The organism is Kushneria marisflavi (genome assembly GCF_002157205.1).
GTDB lineage: Bacteria > Pseudomonadota > Gammaproteobacteria > Pseudomonadales > Halomonadaceae > Kushneria > Kushneria marisflavi.
This window is the reverse complement of the sequence record NZ_CP021358.1, coordinates 3,503,270-3,518,537: the sequence shown is the minus strand read 5'-3', so window position 1 is coordinate 3,518,537 and position 15,268 is coordinate 3,503,270. Positions and strand designations below refer to the sequence as shown.

Sequence of the window (15,268 nt, the reverse complement as noted above, 5' to 3'; positions counted from 1 at the left end):
GTTGGTTTTTAAACACGCAAAGCGCAGCGATGTTGTTTTTCGAGCATCCTATAGGAATCATTTAAAAAAACGATGTGCCGTTTATGACTTTCTGAATTATTCAACACAAGCCATTGATATAAATGTAATAAATACCCTTTAAACCTTAGTCTTACAAGGCTTGCAAAAGGGTTTACAAGCTCGAAAAAGCGCGATACTCAACAAATCCTGTTGCCTGTCGAACATGGTTTGATTCAGACGAAAGCGATGTTGAAACCTCTATTGCCGAGCAGGTGGCAGAGGGCTAACCTGGCGGTATGAATCCGCCTCGGGAAATTTCCCTACAGGACACAACATGACCCAGCAGGAACGCCACGACATCATCATTGATATGGTCAAGCGACAGGGGTACGCGACCATTGAACAGCTGGCGCATCATTTCAATGTCACCCCACAGACGATTCGGCGCGACCTGAAGGTATTGGCCGATGAGCAACTGATACGACGAGTACATGGTGGCGCCGGCCTGCTGGAGTCCAGCACGGTCAACACGGCCTATAGCGCCCGCAAGCTGATCAATCACGATGCCAAGGCACGCATTGCCCGAGCGCTGGCGCAGCAGATACCGGATCAGAGTTCGCTTTTCATCAATATTGGCACCAGCACCGAACTGATCGCTGAGGCATTGCTTAACCATCAGGGGCTGGAAATCATCACCAACAACCTCAACGTGGCCGCCACATTGCAACACCGCGAAGACTTCAACGTCATTGTGGCCGGCGGCAGCGTGCGCTCAAGAGATGGCGGCATCATTGGTGAGGCCACGGTGGACTTCATCAATCAGTTCAAGGTCGATTTCGGCATCATAGGCATCAGCAGTATTGACGCAGATGGGGCGCTGCTCGATTTTGACTATCAGGAAGTCAGGGTCGCACAGGCCATCATTAGCAATTCGCGGCAGGTTTATCTGGCTGCCGATCACTCCAAATTTTCCCGCAATGCCGTGGTTCGGCTGGGCCATCTCAATCAGATTCACGCCCTGTTTACCGATCAGGAACCGCCCGAAAGCATCTGCCGTCTGCTCAGCGAGCAAAGCATCACACTCAACATCTGTCCCTGACGGGGAGCCATTCATCGAGCAAAACGCTGATCATGCCGATTGCATCAGCCCATCAACGATCACTTGATGTTCTTTTGAACATGGCATATGTTCATATTCGAACATTTGTGATGGTATGGTTACCTCGATTCCAACTCCCTAATCCGGCGCAGACGCGCAAGGCAGGCGCATGACTTCCGACAAGACTTCCGCAATGGACACCCCTGTTCTGGACCTTTTCATCATCGGTGGCGGCATCAACGGCACCGGTATTGCCAACGATGCTGCCGGCCGTGGCCTCAGTGTCGGGCTTTGTGAACAGGCTGACCTTGCCAGTGCCACCTCTTCGGCTTCCAGCAAGCTGATTCATGGCGGGCTGCGCTATCTGGAACACAAGGAGTTCCGTCTGGTGCGCGAGGCGCTTCACGAGCGTGAAGTCCTGCTTGGCAAGGCACCGCATATTATCTGGCCGCTGCGCTTTATCCTGCCGCACCGCCAGCATCTGCGCCCGGCCTGGATGCTGCGCGCTGGTCTTTTCCTGTATGACCACCTGAGCCCACGCGCCACCCTGCCCGGTTCGAAGTCGCTGAAATTTGACAGCTCAAGTGCGCTCAAACCCGACATCAAGAAGGGCTTTGAATACTCCGACTGCTGGGTCGACGATGCGCGTCTGGTGGTCCTCAATGCCCTGCAGGCACAGGAACAGGGTGGCGAGATCCTCGTACGCACTCGCTGTGTCAACGCCATCGAAAAGGATGGTATCTGGGAGATCACGCTGGAAAACACCCGTACCGGCGAACAGATGGTGCGTCGTGCCAGGGCCCTGATCAATGCCGCCGGGCCATGGGTAGAATCCTTCATCAAGGGCAGCACCCAGCGCAAGTCACGCTACGGCATCAACATGATCAAGGGCAGCCATATCATCACCCGCCGCATCAACGGTGATGATCGCGCCTTTATCCTGCAAAACGAAGACAAGCGCATCGTATTTGTCCTGCCCTGGCAAAATGATTACAGCCTGATCGGTACGACCGACCAGAACTATGAAGGTGATCCGACCCACATCACGATCAGCGATGAAGAGACCGACTACATCCTCAATGTTGTCAATGCTCACTTCAAGGAGCAGCTGACCCGCGATGACGTGGTTACCAGCTACTCCGGCGTACGCCCGCTGTGTGACGACGAGTCGGATGACCCCTCCGCGATGACGCGTGATTACACGCTCTCGCTGGATGACAACGGTGCACCGATGCTGTCGGTCTTCGGGGGCAAGATCACCACCTTCCGTCGCCTGTCGGAATCGGCCATGGAAAAGATCGAGCCCTGGTTCCCGAACATGGGCAAGCCCTGGACCGACAAGCGAGTCCTGCCGGGTGGTGATATTGATTCCCGCGAAGGCTATACCCGCAAACTACTGGCGCAGTATCCGTTTCTGGGCAAGCAGCGCGCGACCCGCTTTGCCTCGAGCTACGGCACGCTGTGCGAAAAGTTTCTGGCGGGCGTCACCGACGAGGCCGGACTTGGAGAGGACTTCGGCGCTGGGCTCACCCGTGCCGAGGTGGACTACCTGATCGACCACGAATGGGCCACTCAGGCAGACGATATCCTGTGGCGTCGCACCAAAATGGATGTGCGTCTCGACGAGCCTCAGCGCAAGCGCCTGCAGGAATACGTCACCGGACGCATGGACAATGCCGGTGCCAACGACATGAATGAGCCGGTCGGTACGCCGTCACCGGATCACCTGCTGGCACATTAAACTCGGACTTTCATACGCTATGCACCGCGTGAAAGTCCGGATATAAAAAGGGCCCATCGGGGCCCTTTTTTGATGACAGATGCTGGCGTGGGTGTTTATTCCTGAATGCCGCCGCGGGTCAGCTGGGCCGGGTCAAGGTAGCGCTTGAGCTCCTCGCGCGAGAGCTCGGTCTCTTCTTCTGCTACCTCAATGATCGGTCGACCTTCCTGATAGGCCTTCTTGGCCACACGCGCCGCCTCGTTATAGCCAATCACCGGGTTGAGCGCCGTCACCAGCACCGGATTGCGCGCCAGTGGTGATTCAATGTTGTCACGACGAACGTTGAAACTACTGATCGCCTTGTCCGCCATCAGCAGAGAGACATTGTTCAAAAGTGATATCGAGCTCAACACGTTGTGCGCCATCAGCGGCAGCATGACGTTCAGCTGAAAGTTGCCTGACTGACCACCCACGGTGACCGCAGCATCGTTACCAATGACCTGTGCGGCTACCTGTGCCGCAGCCTCGGGAATGACCGGATTAACCTTGCCTGGCATGATCGAGCTGCCCGGCTGCAGGGCTTCCAGCTCGATTTCGCCCAGACCGGCCAGCGGGCCCGAATTCATCCAGCGCAAATCGTTGCTGATTTTCATCAGCGCACAGGCATAGGCCTTGAGATGACCGGACATCTCTACGGTGGCATCCTGCGAGCCCAGCGCCGCAAAGAAACTGTCCGCTGGCGTAAAGGCCAGTCCGGTCTGCTCGGAGAGGCGTTTGGCAAAGCGCTCGGCAAACTCCGGATGGGCATTGATGCCACTGCCCACGGCGGTGCCGCCCTGCGCCAGTCGCAGCATCCGTGTCAGCCCATTTTCAAGACGCTCGATGGACTGCTCGACCTGATTGGCCCAGCCGCCGAGCTCCTGACTCATACGGACCGGCATGGCATCCATCAGATGGGTGCGACCGGTCTTGACCACGTCGTCAAGTGTCGCGGCCTTGTCTTCGATGGTCTTTTGCAGATACCGCAGGGTCGGCAGCAGCCGCTCGTTGAGCTCCATCGCAATCGAAACATGCAGTGCCGTCGGGATGGTGTCGTTGCTGCTTTGCCCCATGTTCACATGATCGTTGGGGCCAATCTCGAGATCATCTCTCGAAGCCAGGTGCGAGATCACCTCGTTGACATTCATATTGGTCGAGGTGCCCGACCCGGTCTGATAAATATCGATCGGGAACTGATCAACATGCTCGCCACGGATGATGGCATCGGCAGCCTTGACGATTGACAGCGCGCGCCCTTCATCCAGCAGTCCAAGATCCATGTTAACTTCGGCGGCAGCCCGCTTGAGCCTTGCCACGGCCGCAATGAAAGACGCCGGCATGGGATGCCCGCTAACCGGAAAGTTATTGATCGCCCGCTGGGTCTGCGCGCCGTAAAGCGCCTCGACCGGCACTTCCAGCTCGCCCATGCTGTCCTTTTCGATACGGGTCTGACCCATGATCTTCTCCTGCTGATAAATAAACGAAAGTGCCGAAAGACGCCTTTCAGATTAGCAGCCCCGGGCCATTCTCACCCGTTCTGACACCCTCAAGCAGACCCGACGGTGGTTACAGATCGATGACCTGACGAATGGCCTGCCCCGCAGCCAGCCGCTCAAAACCTTCGTTGATCTCTTCAAGCCCGAGGCGATGGGTCAAAAGCCGGTCTACCGGCAGGCGTCCGGCCTGATAGAGCGCGATGTACCCCGGCACATCCAGTGAAGGAACATGCCCGCCCAGATACGATCCCTTGAGCGTGCGCTGCTCGGCCACCAGGCGTGTGGGACTGATGGCCAGTCGCACATCGGGATGAGGTAGCCCTGAGGTCACCGTTGTCCCGCCGCGGCGAGTACACTCGAAGGCAAATTCCAGCGCCGATGCCACACCGGCGAACTCGGTGGCCAGATCCACCCCACCACCACTGATCTCGCGCACCTGCTCGATGGCATTGTCATCACCGCTGTTCACGACATGCGTTGCCCCCATGGCCCTGGCCGTTTCAAGCTTGTCGGCATCGATATCCGCCGCGATCACCTGACGCGCACCACCGCCCAGCGCGCCCAGCACTGCAGCCAGCCCCACGCCACCCAGGCCGACCACCAGCACCGACTGACCCAGCTTGAGACCACCGGTATGCACGACTGCTCCCACCCCGGTCAGCACGGCGCAGCCGAACAGCGCCGCAATGTGAAACGGCAGGCTCGAATCAATGCGCGTCAATGAGCGCCGGGAGGCAACGGCATGCCCGGCAAACCCGGACACCCCGATATGGTGATAAACCGTCTCCTCACCGCGATGAAGCCGCATGCCGCCGCCCAGCAAATGTCCGCCAGCATTGGCCGCCGCCCCCGGCTGACACAGTGCCGCCTCGCCGGAAAGGCAAAAGGCGCAGGTGCCACAATTGGGTGCAAAGGAAAACACCACATGATCCCCTACATGGAGATCATCAATCCCCTCGCCGATTTCAACCACTTCTCCTGCCGCCTCATGGCCGAGTACCATCGGCAGTGGTCTTGGACGATTACCGTTGATCGTTGACAGATCGGAGTGACACAGGCCCGCAGCGCGGATGCGCACCAGCACTTCGCCTCGACCGGGCGGATCAAGGGTGACCTCTTCGATCGAAAGCGGTTTTGACGTCCCATAAGGACGAGGCTTTTGCATTTCGCGTAGCACGGCGGCCCGTGTTTTCATGGCAGTTCTCCCTGTATCAATTTCATGCCGTCTGCAACAAGTGCGACATTCAAAGCGTAGTCTTATCGCCGACTAGTGATCGTTGTTGAAGGTATGATCATCCTCACCGCTGAAAAATCGTCGACCATAGATGAGCAGGCATAGAATAACGCCTACGGCAAAGGCCCAGGCAGCGCCTCGCGTCGCCAGCACTGCAGCCACGATACCCGCAATGCCAAGATCTCTCTGACTGCGAGCTGCCATGATGCCCACCCGCACGCTGACGTAGCCCTGAATCAGTAACGTCAGTGCCAGCGCCACGCCCAGAATGGGCTGCACCAGACTCACAATGGGCATCAGCAGCAAGCCGGTATTGGTCCCCCATCGAAATGAACCGGCACCACCAAAAATGGAACCCATCGCCTTTCGGCCTTCCTTGAAGCGTTCAACAATGACCACGTGCATGGCCGCCCAGAGCGGGCCACACATGGCAATATCCGGACCGATCACACTCATGACCGCATTGCGTCCACCAAAAATCATGTGCGCGCGGTTGGGTGCATATTCGACTTTCTCATCCGGACGGGTCGCATCAGCTTCATCAAGCAACGCCTTGCCCTGCAGCACATCTCCGAACACCACAATATAGGTGGCCAGCACCACCGGCAGGGATTGAACGAACACCATCAGCGGCGGCCAGCCAAGACCAAATAACGTGTAGTTCTGCCAAAGGCCTGCAAAATCAGGCGATGTGATCCCCCACTCGATTTGCGGCCAGGATGCCTCACCAAATAGCGGTGCAATCACCACGGCCAGCGCAATAATCGGAAAAATCCCCAGCTTGCCAAACGTCGCCCAAAAGGTATTGCGGGTTTTAAGCCGGGTAAAATGACGTGAGAACAGCAGGTAAAAAGCCGCCCCGATCGCAATTGAAATCGTCCAGGGAAAGCTGTCAAAGCGCCCGCCCACCTGGAATACCGTGATGACAGCCGCGATACCGGCACCAATGATGACACCGGCCTTGAGTGCCGAAGGCACCAGCTGCACGACCCGATGAGACAGTCCGGAAACGCCCAGCGCGATCGAGAAAAGCCCCAGCGTCATCTGAAAGGCAATCAGGGCATGAATACGCTCGGTACCTTCAGGAAAGGTCTGACACCACGCCATGACCAGTGGAATGGCCGGTGTGATCCAGCCAGGGACCACCGGGTCACCCAGCAGGTGGTGGGTCAGATACAGAAAGCCGTTAAGCAAAACAACCGCCAGCGCCACCTCGAACGGCATACCGAGAAGCTCGGTCATCAATGGAATCGCTGCCAGGTCGACGGCACACATCAAAAGTCCCTGACAGTAATCGGGCCATTCAAAGCGGTAATGGATGAAAGGCAGGCGTACCTTGAAAGGCCCCATGGGCCAGTAGACGGTCTCGTGATCTTCTCGACGCTCATCAGCCATGACACATTCCCTCGCAAAGGTCAGTCAGGTCCGGGGGCAAAGTGCTGACGGCCTCAAGATGCCCTGGTCCTTCAGGTTTTTTTGATATTCATTTTCCTTCGGTCAGCGACTGGTTCCTGCACGAGACGCCAACGGCACGCTCATCTACCCTTTTATCATCAACCCATTCATCAGGGAGTAACCGCCCATGTGGTACCGCCAGCAGATTACCCTCAAGCCCTACACGCGCGGCTTTCACCTGATCACCAGCGACATTACCGGTGCTCTGAGCCAGATGAAGGAGATTTCCACCGGGCTTTTGCACCTGCAGATGCTGCACACCTCGGCGTCATTGACGCTCAACGAAAACGCCGACCCGGACGTGCGACATGACATGGAGGCCTTTTTCCGCGACCGCGTACCGGGCGATCTGCCTTACTTCCGCCATACCCTTGAAGGTCCGGATGACATGCCCGCTCATATCAAGGCAAGCCTGATGGGAACCGAACTGACGCTGGCCATCGACAACGGCCGGCTGGCTACTGGCACCTGGCAGGGCATCTGGCTCGGTGAACACCGGGAAAACGGCGGCAGTCGGCGTATTCTGGCTACCCTGTTCGGCGAATAGCTCCTCCCTCTGCCGGGCCTGGACCCGGCAGAGAGTTGTCCTGGATCAGGACTGACTGTTGCCTTCAGAGGTCGCCTGAATCGCCTTGATCATCTCGTCACCATTGTCATCGATGAAGGTTTTCCAGACCGGCTGAATGGCCTTCTGGAAAGCCGCGGTATCAACATCGCGATTGACCTTCATGCCCTCCTCTTCAAGCGTTGTGATCATCGACTCGGTCTGTTCGGTGTTCATCTGTCGCTGCATGGCGGTGGCATCTGCCGCGGCTTTTTCAACAATCTGCTGCTGCTCGGGTGTCAGGCTGTCAAAGCGCTTCTGGTTCATGACCATCAGCAGCGCCGAGTAGGCGTGATTGGTAATGGAGAGATACTTCTGCACTTCGTTGAAGTTAAACGACACCACGATACCCAGCGGATGGTCCTGGGCATCCACCACGCCGGTCTCAAGCGCCGTATAGAGTTCGGCCACCGGCAGCTGCTGCGGGTTGGCGCCCAGAAGCTCAAACATGTTGTTGAGCGTGATGGAGTTGTTGACCCGCATGCGCAGACCTTCCAGATCCTTCGGCTCACGAATCGGCCCACGGTTGTTGGTGATCTCGCGGAAACCGTTTTCCGGGAAGGCCAACCCCTTGAGGCCAAGTGCCGGCAGCTTGCTCATCACCTCATTGCCCGCGTCACCGTCCAGCGCCTTATAGGCGGCTGCACTGTCGGCAAACATGAACGGCAGTTCAAAGGCACCGGCCTCCGGCACCATACCGGTAAAGTTGGTCAGTCCCGAAAGCGTAATGTCGATGATCCCGGAGCGGGCCCCATCGATCATCTGTGCATCGTTACCGAGCTGACCGTTGGGAAAGATCTGTACCTTGAGGTCACCATTGCTCTGGGCCTCGACTTCCTCCTTGAACTTCTCGGCCAGCTTGTGCTGCAGATCGCTTTGCGGCGTGGGATGAGCAAAGCGCAGCGTCGTGGCTGCCAGAGCGCTGCTGGACACGGACATGGCCAACAGCAGCGCTGCGGCCGTCGTTGCAATCGTTGTGGCACCCAGAGTCGTACCGAACAGGCATTTTTTCATGTTATTGCTCCTTGAAGATCAGCCGATCAGCCAGTGCATCGGCACGGTAATGATCTGGGGTATCAGCACGAACAGCGCCAGCAGTGCGATATACACCAGAACAAAGGGGTAAACGCCGCGTACGGCCTCACTCATTGTCGTTTTACTGATGCCACAGACCACGTTGAGCACGGTGCCCACCGGCGGTGTGATCAGGCCGATACAGCAGTTGATGACAAACATCAGGCCAAAGTAGATCGGATCGATCCCCGCCTCGCGTACCAGCGGCATGAACAGGGGCACCAGAATCAGAATCGCCGGCGCCAGATCCATCACCATGCCTACCAGCAGCACCACCACCATAATGGCGGCCATCAAAAGCCTTGGATTGTCGACCAGCGGACCCAGCAGTTCGGCGAGCTGTTGCGGCAGCTGCGCGATGGTAATGACCCAGGAGGCCACCATCGCCGCACCGACCAGAAACATCACCAGCGCCGTCGAGCGGCCGGCACTTTTCAATACCTGTGCCAGTTTGGCCAGGCTCATTTCGCGATAGATCACGGTCGAGACGAAAATGGCATAGACCGCGGCCACCACGGCGGCTTCCGTCGGGGTAAAGACCCCAAAACGGATGCCGACGATGATGATGACCGGTAACAGCAGTGCCCAGACGCTCTCCTTGAGCGCCTTGAGTCGTTCCGCCCGGCTGGCCTTTGGCTGAGGTTCAAGATCGGATTTACGCATCATGAAACGCCAGGTCACCATTAGCGCCAGCCCCATCAATAGCCCGGGCACGATGCCGCCGATAAAGAGCTTGGCAATCGAGATATTGCCTGCCACCCCCAGGATGATCAGCGGTAATGAGGGCGGAATGACCGGCGCAATAATGCCGCCGGCGGCCAGTAGCCCCACCGAACGAAACGCCGGATAACCGCTTTTACGCATCATTGGATAGAGAATACTGACCAGTGCGGCGGCATCTGCTACGGCCGACCCCGAAAGCCCTGCCAGCAAAAGCGAGGTCAGAATGGCCACATAACCCAGCCCGCCACGCCAGTGCCCGACCAAGGTCATGGCCAGTTTCACGATCCGGTCGGACAGCCCGCCAACCGCCATCACTTCGCCTGCGATCATGAAAAAGGGAATCGCCAGCAGCGCAAAGTTGTCCACGCCGTTGATCATCGACTGCGACAGAATGTCGGCGCTGAACATGCCAAGGTTGAGCATCAGCGCTCCGGCCGCCAGCAGTAGCGCAAAGGCCACCGGCAGACGCAGCAGAATTGCCCCGATCAGTACCCCCAGAAACAGTGCCAGCGTCATGAGCGGTGCTCCCCGTTGGAAGAAGATGTGGCCTCATCAACCGCCAGCGAATGTCCCTCGCCGCCCTGCTCTCCCGGCGCCCGCCCGGGCCCCGGGCGCAGCAGCCCGATCAGCGAGGTGATACTCATCAGGCTTCCGGCCACCACGCCGGCCAGATAGAAAAGCGCCGTCGGCAGCCCGGTCAGCGGCGAGATGTTTTGCCAGTTGGCCAGCGTCTGTTTCCAGCAGCCCATGACCAGCATGATCGAAGCCCCCAGAATCACGATCCACAAAAGGCGCGCGATAATGGAGCGCACCATGGCCGGCAGGCGATCAAAGAACTCCGCTACCGCCAGGTGTTCGCCATCCTTTAAACACAGAGAGGCTCCCAGCATCACAACCCAGACAAACCCGAGCCTCGACAGCTCAATGCCGGAGCGCAGCCCCGAGGAAAAGCCGTAACGCAGTACCACGTTGAAAAACACCAGCACCATCATGGCGGTCATCAGGGCCACAATCAGCCATTCGATGCTGCGCCATATCCCACGAAACATGGTCATTGTCCCCTCCCACTGGCCCGATGGGCCGCCGCTCCGATAGTTCCCTGTTCCTCTGCCCCCTTGCATCACATCATGGTGTGACTCACGTGCTCTCTGATGATCTCGATGCGCTGTCGGGCGCCTGGTCCAGCTCGGCGATGTAGCGCTGCGTCACGGTCAGATCAAGCTCGCCCAGCCCGCGCGCGCCCAGGTCCTGATACAGGGTCAAAAGCGTTGAAAGTTGAGGCGTCGTGACCTGCTGCTGCGCGGCCTCATCACGCGCGAACCCCAGATCCTTGATCATGTAGCGAGCAATGCCGGAAGGCGTGTAATCCTTGTCGATCAGGCGCTGCTTGCGTGATTCCAGAAAGCGCCCGCCGGCATAACCGCCGCCCAGACAGCCCAGCAATTTTTCGACATCCAGGCCTGCGCGCTCGGCAATCACCGTCGCCTCGGAAAGCGCCACCATGGTGGCGGCCACTACCATCTGATTGCAGGCCTTGGCCACTTCACCGGCCCCCAGCGGCCCCAGCAGAACGGGTATCCCCATGGTCTCCAGTACCGGGCGCGCCCGCTCAAGATCGTCATGTTCGCCGCCCACCATGATGGATAACCGGCCGGCCTCGGCACCATCCGTGCCGCCGGACAACGGTGCATCCAGCACCCGAATCTGCCCCTCACTTTGCTCATCAAGGCGACGGGCCAGCGCGCGCACCCCCTCAGGCGATGAGGTTGAGCAGATCACCAGCACCAGTGTCCCGGAAAGCCCCGCCAGCAGCCCATCATCGCCATCGATCAGCGCCTCGAGCTGGGGCAGATCCGGCAGGACCGTGATCAACACATCGCTTTGCGCCGCCAGTGCCCTGGGCGTATCACAACGCTCGGCACCGGCCTCCAGCGCCGGTGTGAGCTTGTCAGGTGAGCGGCCAAACACGCTCACCTGCTGGGCAACGCCTGCCGCCAGCAGATTGCGCGCCATTGGCATGCCCATGCTCCCAAGCCCGATCATGCCGACCCGCATGGTCGATCCCGTATCATCACCCTTTCGCATGCCCTTTCCCCCTTTTAAAGTGGCGATCACCGCCAAGCGTCAGGCACCGACGCTGGCACTACCCTTGCCCAGATTCATTGGATTGGCGATATGGTCGGCCATGGCAGATAGCGCCTCGATGGCCTGTTGTTCGATATGGACATTGCAGTACACCTCCAGCAGTGAGGCACCGACGGCATAGGCCTGTTCACCGCTGTACTGGGGGGCCACCGCAACCGCCAATCCCCGAATACCCGGAAACACCTCTCCCTTGTCCAGCGCAAAACCGCGCGAACGCACAACACGAATCTTGTCGATCAGTGCCTCAAGATCGGTCGTCGAATCGGCCGTCCAGCTCGGGCGTGTGGCCGGGTTTTCAAAGCGCGCCCGGAGCTCGTCATCGTCCAGCTGGGCCAGCAACGCATTGCCCACTGCCGTGATCGAGGCCGGAAAGCGACTGCCGATGCTGGCCGTCATTCGAAGCGGCAATCGCCCGGCGTGTGCGGCGAGGTAAAGCACCTCCGTGCCGTCGAGCACTGCCAGCTGACAGATTTCATCATGCAGAAAGGAGGTATCGCTGCAGGCCTGATAGAACGCCTGGACCGGGTCCACCGTGCGCAGATACGCACCGCCCAGCTCGACCAGCCGGCGCCCCAGCCGATAGCCGCCGTCGCTGCGCTGAACCACGCCCTCGGCCTCCAGCGCCAGGCAGACGTTGAACAGTGATGAGCGCGCCACCCCCAACTGGCGCGCCATTTCACTCACGCCCAGTGTCTCGCCACCAGCCGCCTCCAGCAGCGCCAGCACGCGCAGGGCCCGGGTGACGGCCGGGGCGCTCATCAGTAGAACTCAACGGTGTCGACACGGTTTCTAAGCGCCTCGCCATTGAGGTAACGACGAGCGTTATCGGCGAAGAATTCGGCAATCAGCCGATCCTCCGACTCGCTAAGCGCCGCGGTGTGAGGGGTCAGTAGTACATTGGGCAGGTCCCACAGGGGGGAATCGCGATCCAGCGGCTCCCTGGCCGTGACGTCCAGTACCGCCAGACCGATATGTTGACGCTTGAGGGCCTCGATCAGGGCAGGCTCGTCAATCACCGTGCCTCGGCCCACATTAACGATGGTGACACCGGGCTTCATTGCTGCCAGCAGCTCGGCATCGATCAGCCCTTCGGTGGCATCCGTACCCGGCAATGCAATGACGATCGCATCTGCGCGGTGCACGTGATCACGCAGCTGTGACGGAGGGATAATTTCGTCGACATGAGGCACCATGCGCTGCTGGCGAGAAACACCCAGCACATGCATATCCAGCAACGATAGCCGGCGCGCCACCTCGCGACCGATGCCGCCGAGCCCCAGAATCAGCACCTGTTGCTCGCTGATCTGCCCCATCATCCAGCGATCGCTCCAGTCATGGTCGCGCTGCTGAGCCACGATGCGTGGCAGCTGCTTGGCCCCGGCCAGCACGCCAAACACGGCGTACTCTGCCAATGGCCCACCATGTACGCCGGCGGAGGTGGTAAACATCACCCGCTCCAGGGCATCAGCAGAAAGACCTGCGGCCTTGACCTGCCCGCCGCCGCCGGCAGCCATCACATGCACCCAGCGCAGCTTCGGATTGGTTTCGACGATTTTCGCCAGGCGCTTCGGATCGACATCCGGAATGCCGTAAAGCACATCCGCCTCATTGAGCATCGCGTCAAAGCGCGCTTCCTCCTCCGGCGTACGCTTGAATGCCGGGTCGCCGGCAAAGTCGGCCGGGTGGCGCATGGGCGGCAGCAGCGACTGATCGCGCAGAAGCTCGATCTCGGGCACCCTTGACTCTATCAGTGCGCACAGCGCTTCGCTCAGCGGTGTTGCCACCGCCACTTTCAGCTTCTCTTGGGTCATGCTGCGCTCCGAAAACCAGCGGTCGTCCAGTGGATTGAACATCGTTCAGTGGACTGTACAACGCGCCGTACCATCAGAGAGCGCGGCTTTGGTCGATATCGGGACCAAAGTGCAATGCCCACTTCTATGGGCATTGGCCGCCGATATCAGAAAAAGCGCATATCAGTCAGAAGGGAGATCACAACGGTGACGGCCCTGCTCCAACGCACGGACCAGTACCAGCAAGGTGTGATTGATGGGTGTCTCGATGCCATGACACCTTGCCTGCCGCACAATAAAGCCATTGAGATGCTCGATCTCGCTTTGGCGCGCGCGGGCGAGATCCTGTGCCGTCGAGGAACGCTGAGCGGACATGACTTCAGCGATCGCAAGGGTTGAGCGCTCCATGTCATCGGGCAGAATAACGCCACAGGCCTGCGCCACAATCTGACACTCGCCCATGACCGCTACCACCAGCGCCCGGACACCATCGATGGCCATCAATGCCCCATAGGGTTGTTGGGTAATGGCCGATACCGCATTCCACGCACAGTTGATAACCAGCTTCGTCCACAGCATGTCGGTCACGTTATCCGCCACCGTCGCTGACATGCCGGCCTCCTGAAACAGCGCTACCAGTGATGCGCCCACGTCTGATGATCCCAGCGCAAGTTCACCGCCGCCGTGATGGCGCACATGCCCCGACCCCGCCATGGACACTGCGGCATACACCACCACCGGAATGACCTCCCGACCCAGCATTTCGGCAAGGCGGTCGGCATTATCCACCCCGTTTTGCAGGCTCATCACCACGGCAGTCTCCGACAGCGCCGACGCCATCGATGCTCCGGCCGTTTCGGTGTCGGTGGATTTAACGCAAAACAACACCAGCTCGGCGTCCTTCAGGGCACACACTTCCTGACTGGCGGTCACCTCAAGCGTTTCGCACCCTGACGCCGTTTCCAGTATCAGTCCTTTGGACTGTACCGCCTCGACGTGGGCCGCACGACCGATCAGCGCGACCGTATGTCCGGCACGCGCCAGAAGCGCCCCGTAATAACTGCCGACCGCACCGGCGCCCATGATCGCAATCTGCATGGTGTCTCCTGTGAGTGAATACATTCATGGGGCATCCTGCCCCACTGTCACACCCCGTCGCGAGCGCTATTGTGTAGGATAGGCAGACCCCGCAGCGTCGATGGGCTCGCCAACGCTTTCAGCTAAAAAGCAGACGCTTACAACAGACTTTGAAAAAAGAGACATGGCATGAAGTCACTGACTCACCGTCAACAGTACATGGGGCTTGCCGGCTGGCTGTTGCTGGCCTTTATCGCCGCCGCCATCGGGGCTGTGGCCTCCGTTGACGCCGCATCGTTTTATCAGCAGTTGCAGCAGCCCTCTTGGGCACCACCGGCCGGCGCCTTCGGTCCGGTATGGACCACGCTATATACCCTGATGGGGATTGCCGCATGGCTTGTCTGGCGTGAAAAACCCACTCGGAACGTGCGCCCGGCCCTGACGCTGTTTGTCGTTCAACTGGCCCTCAATGCGCTCTGGAGCTGGCTCTATTTTGTCTGGCACCTGGGCGCGGTTGCCTTTGCCGGCACGGTCGTGTTGTGGCTTTTGATTCTTGCCACGCTAATCGCTTTCTGGCGCATCAGACCACTCGCGGGCGCCCTGCTGGTGCCCTATCTCGCCTGGGTGAGCCTTGCTACTGCCCTCACCTGGAGCACCTGGCATCTCAACCCGCAGCTGTTGGGATAACCTGGTATCGAAGGCATGCTGGTGTAAAAGGGTTGACGATAGTGATGCATCGTCATCGGACTCCCAGCCCAACAAAAAAGCCCGCCACTCATATCGAGTGGCGGGCTTTTGATTGCGCGAGGCGC

General features: G+C 59.1%; 14 protein-coding genes. 4 read left to right on the top strand and 10 right to left on the bottom strand.

All coding sequences use genetic code 11. The annotated features are described in order from the left end of the window. Window positions 1–334 precede the first annotated feature (334 nt). On the top strand, window positions 335–1,099 hold the full coding sequence (locus tag B9H00_RS16000; RefSeq protein WP_086901494.1) for a DeoR/GlpR family transcriptional regulator: 765 nt from the start codon (window positions 335–337) through the stop codon (window positions 1,097–1,099). 169 nt (window positions 1,100–1,268) lie between these two features. After that, on the top strand, window positions 1,269–2,840 hold the full coding sequence (gene glpD / locus B9H00_RS15995) for a glycerol-3-phosphate dehydrogenase (RefSeq protein ID WP_407656529.1): 1,572 nt from the start codon (window positions 1,269–1,271) through the stop codon (window positions 2,838–2,840). A gap of 95 nt (window positions 2,841–2,935) precedes the next feature. Here glpD and B9H00_RS15990 read toward each other — a convergent pair whose 3' ends face one another. The 3 genes from B9H00_RS15990 to B9H00_RS15980 form a co-directional block, all read right to left on the bottom strand. Next, window positions 2,936–4,315 (bottom strand): class II fumarate hydratase, encoded by a 1,380-nt coding sequence (locus B9H00_RS15990; RefSeq protein WP_086901492.1) that lies wholly within the window; start codon window positions 4,313–4,315, stop codon window positions 2,936–2,938. 109 nt (window positions 4,316–4,424) lie between these two features. Continuing rightward, window positions 4,425–5,549: a zinc-dependent alcohol dehydrogenase family protein gene (locus tag B9H00_RS15985; RefSeq protein ID WP_086901491.1), complete on the bottom strand. Its 1,125-nt coding sequence runs from the start codon at window positions 5,547–5,549 to the stop codon at window positions 4,425–4,427. A gap of 72 nt (window positions 5,550–5,621) precedes the next feature. After that, window positions 5,622–6,983, bottom strand: coding sequence for a hypothetical protein (locus B9H00_RS15980; protein ID WP_086901490.1), 1,362 nt, complete (start codon window positions 6,981–6,983; stop codon window positions 5,622–5,624). A 187-nt stretch (window positions 6,984–7,170) separates the two neighbouring features. Here B9H00_RS15980 and B9H00_RS15975 point away from each other — a divergent pair, with 187 nt between their 5' ends. After that, the gene (locus tag B9H00_RS15975) at window positions 7,171–7,590 is read left to right on the top strand and encodes a secondary thiamine-phosphate synthase enzyme YjbQ (RefSeq protein WP_086901489.1); all 420 of its coding nucleotides are present in this window, start codon (window positions 7,171–7,173) and stop codon (window positions 7,588–7,590) included. Window positions 7,591–7,635: 45 nt separating this feature from the next. Here B9H00_RS15975 and B9H00_RS15970 read toward each other — a convergent pair whose 3' ends face one another. The 7 genes from B9H00_RS15970 to B9H00_RS15940 all read right to left on the bottom strand — a co-directional run bounded on the left by B9H00_RS15970 (window position 7,636) and on the right by B9H00_RS15940 (window position 14,477). Further along, window positions 7,636–8,661 (bottom strand): DctP family TRAP transporter solute-binding subunit, encoded by a 1,026-nt coding sequence (locus B9H00_RS15970; protein WP_086901488.1) that lies wholly within the window; start codon window positions 8,659–8,661, stop codon window positions 7,636–7,638. A gap of 18 nt (window positions 8,662–8,679) precedes the next feature. Further along, window positions 8,680–9,960 (bottom strand): TRAP transporter large permease subunit, encoded by a 1,281-nt coding sequence (locus B9H00_RS15965; RefSeq protein ID WP_086901487.1) that lies wholly within the window; start codon window positions 9,958–9,960, stop codon window positions 8,680–8,682. Next, on the bottom strand, window positions 9,957–10,499 hold the full coding sequence (locus tag B9H00_RS15960; RefSeq protein ID WP_086901486.1) for a TRAP transporter small permease: 543 nt from the start codon (window positions 10,497–10,499) through the stop codon (window positions 9,957–9,959). Before B9H00_RS15960 ends, B9H00_RS15965 begins: the two co-directional genes overlap by 4 nt. 82 nt (window positions 10,500–10,581) lie before the next feature. Further along, the gene (locus tag B9H00_RS15955) at window positions 10,582–11,529 is read right to left on the bottom strand and encodes an NAD(P)-dependent oxidoreductase (RefSeq protein WP_086901485.1); all 948 of its coding nucleotides are present in this window, start codon (window positions 11,527–11,529) and stop codon (window positions 10,582–10,584) included. Between the two features lie 39 nt (window positions 11,530–11,568). Continuing rightward, window positions 11,569–12,348, bottom strand: a complete 780-nt coding sequence (locus tag B9H00_RS15950; RefSeq protein WP_086901484.1) for an IclR family transcriptional regulator — start codon at window positions 12,346–12,348, stop codon at window positions 11,569–11,571. Then, complete coding sequence (locus B9H00_RS15945; protein ID WP_086901940.1) at window positions 12,348–13,400, bottom strand: D-2-hydroxyacid dehydrogenase; 1,053 nt, start codon at window positions 13,398–13,400, stop codon at window positions 12,348–12,350. The genes B9H00_RS15950 and B9H00_RS15945 overlap by 1 nt, the downstream gene beginning before the upstream one ends. Before the next feature lie 162 nt (window positions 13,401–13,562). After that, window positions 13,563–14,477 carry a ketopantoate reductase family protein gene (locus tag B9H00_RS15940; protein WP_086901483.1) on the bottom strand — a complete coding sequence of 305 codons (915 nt, stop codon included), beginning with the start codon at window positions 14,475–14,477 and terminating at the stop codon, window positions 13,563–13,565. 168 nt (window positions 14,478–14,645) lie between these two features. Here B9H00_RS15940 and B9H00_RS15935 point away from each other — a divergent pair, with 168 nt between their 5' ends. Next, the gene (locus tag B9H00_RS15935) at window positions 14,646–15,143 is read left to right on the top strand and encodes a TspO/MBR family protein (RefSeq protein WP_086901482.1); all 498 of its coding nucleotides are present in this window, start codon (window positions 14,646–14,648) and stop codon (window positions 15,141–15,143) included. Window positions 15,144–15,268: the final 125 nt, after the last annotated feature.

Coding starts and splice junctions, on each gene's coding strand:
- B9H00_RS16000 (WP_086901494.1), top strand. CDS start 335: ATGACCCAGCAGGAACGCCACGACATCATCATTGATATGGTCAAGCGA.
- glpD (WP_407656529.1), top strand. CDS start 1,269: ATGACTTCCGACAAGACTTCCGCAATGGACACCCCTGTTCTGGACCTT.
- B9H00_RS15990 (WP_086901492.1), bottom strand. CDS start 4,315: ATGGGTCAGACCCGTATCGAAAAGGACAGCATGGGCGAGCTGGAAGTG.
- B9H00_RS15985 (WP_086901491.1), bottom strand. CDS start 5,549: ATGAAAACACGGGCCGCCGTGCTACGCGAAATGCAAAAGCCTCGTCCT.
- B9H00_RS15980 (WP_086901490.1), bottom strand. CDS start 6,983: ATGGCTGATGAGCGTCGAGAAGATCACGAGACCGTCTACTGGCCCATG.
- B9H00_RS15975 (WP_086901489.1), top strand. CDS start 7,171: ATGTGGTACCGCCAGCAGATTACCCTCAAGCCCTACACGCGCGGCTTT.
- B9H00_RS15970 (WP_086901488.1), bottom strand. CDS start 8,661: ATGAAAAAATGCCTGTTCGGTACGACTCTGGGTGCCACAACGATTGCA.
- B9H00_RS15965 (WP_086901487.1), bottom strand. CDS start 9,960: ATGACGCTGGCACTGTTTCTGGGGGTACTGATCGGGGCAATTCTGCTG.
- B9H00_RS15960 (WP_086901486.1), bottom strand. CDS start 10,499: ATGACCATGTTTCGTGGGATATGGCGCAGCATCGAATGGCTGATTGTG.
- B9H00_RS15955 (WP_086901485.1), bottom strand. CDS start 11,529: ATGCGAAAGGGTGATGATACGGGATCGACCATGCGGGTCGGCATGATC.
- B9H00_RS15950 (WP_086901484.1), bottom strand. CDS start 12,348: ATGAGCGCCCCGGCCGTCACCCGGGCCCTGCGCGTGCTGGCGCTGCTG.
- B9H00_RS15945 (WP_086901940.1), bottom strand. CDS start 13,400: ATGACCCAAGAGAAGCTGAAAGTGGCGGTGGCAACACCGCTGAGCGAA.
- B9H00_RS15940 (WP_086901483.1), bottom strand. CDS start 14,477: ATGCAGATTGCGATCATGGGCGCCGGTGCGGTCGGCAGTTATTACGGG.
- B9H00_RS15935 (WP_086901482.1), top strand. CDS start 14,646: ATGAAGTCACTGACTCACCGTCAACAGTACATGGGGCTTGCCGGCTGG.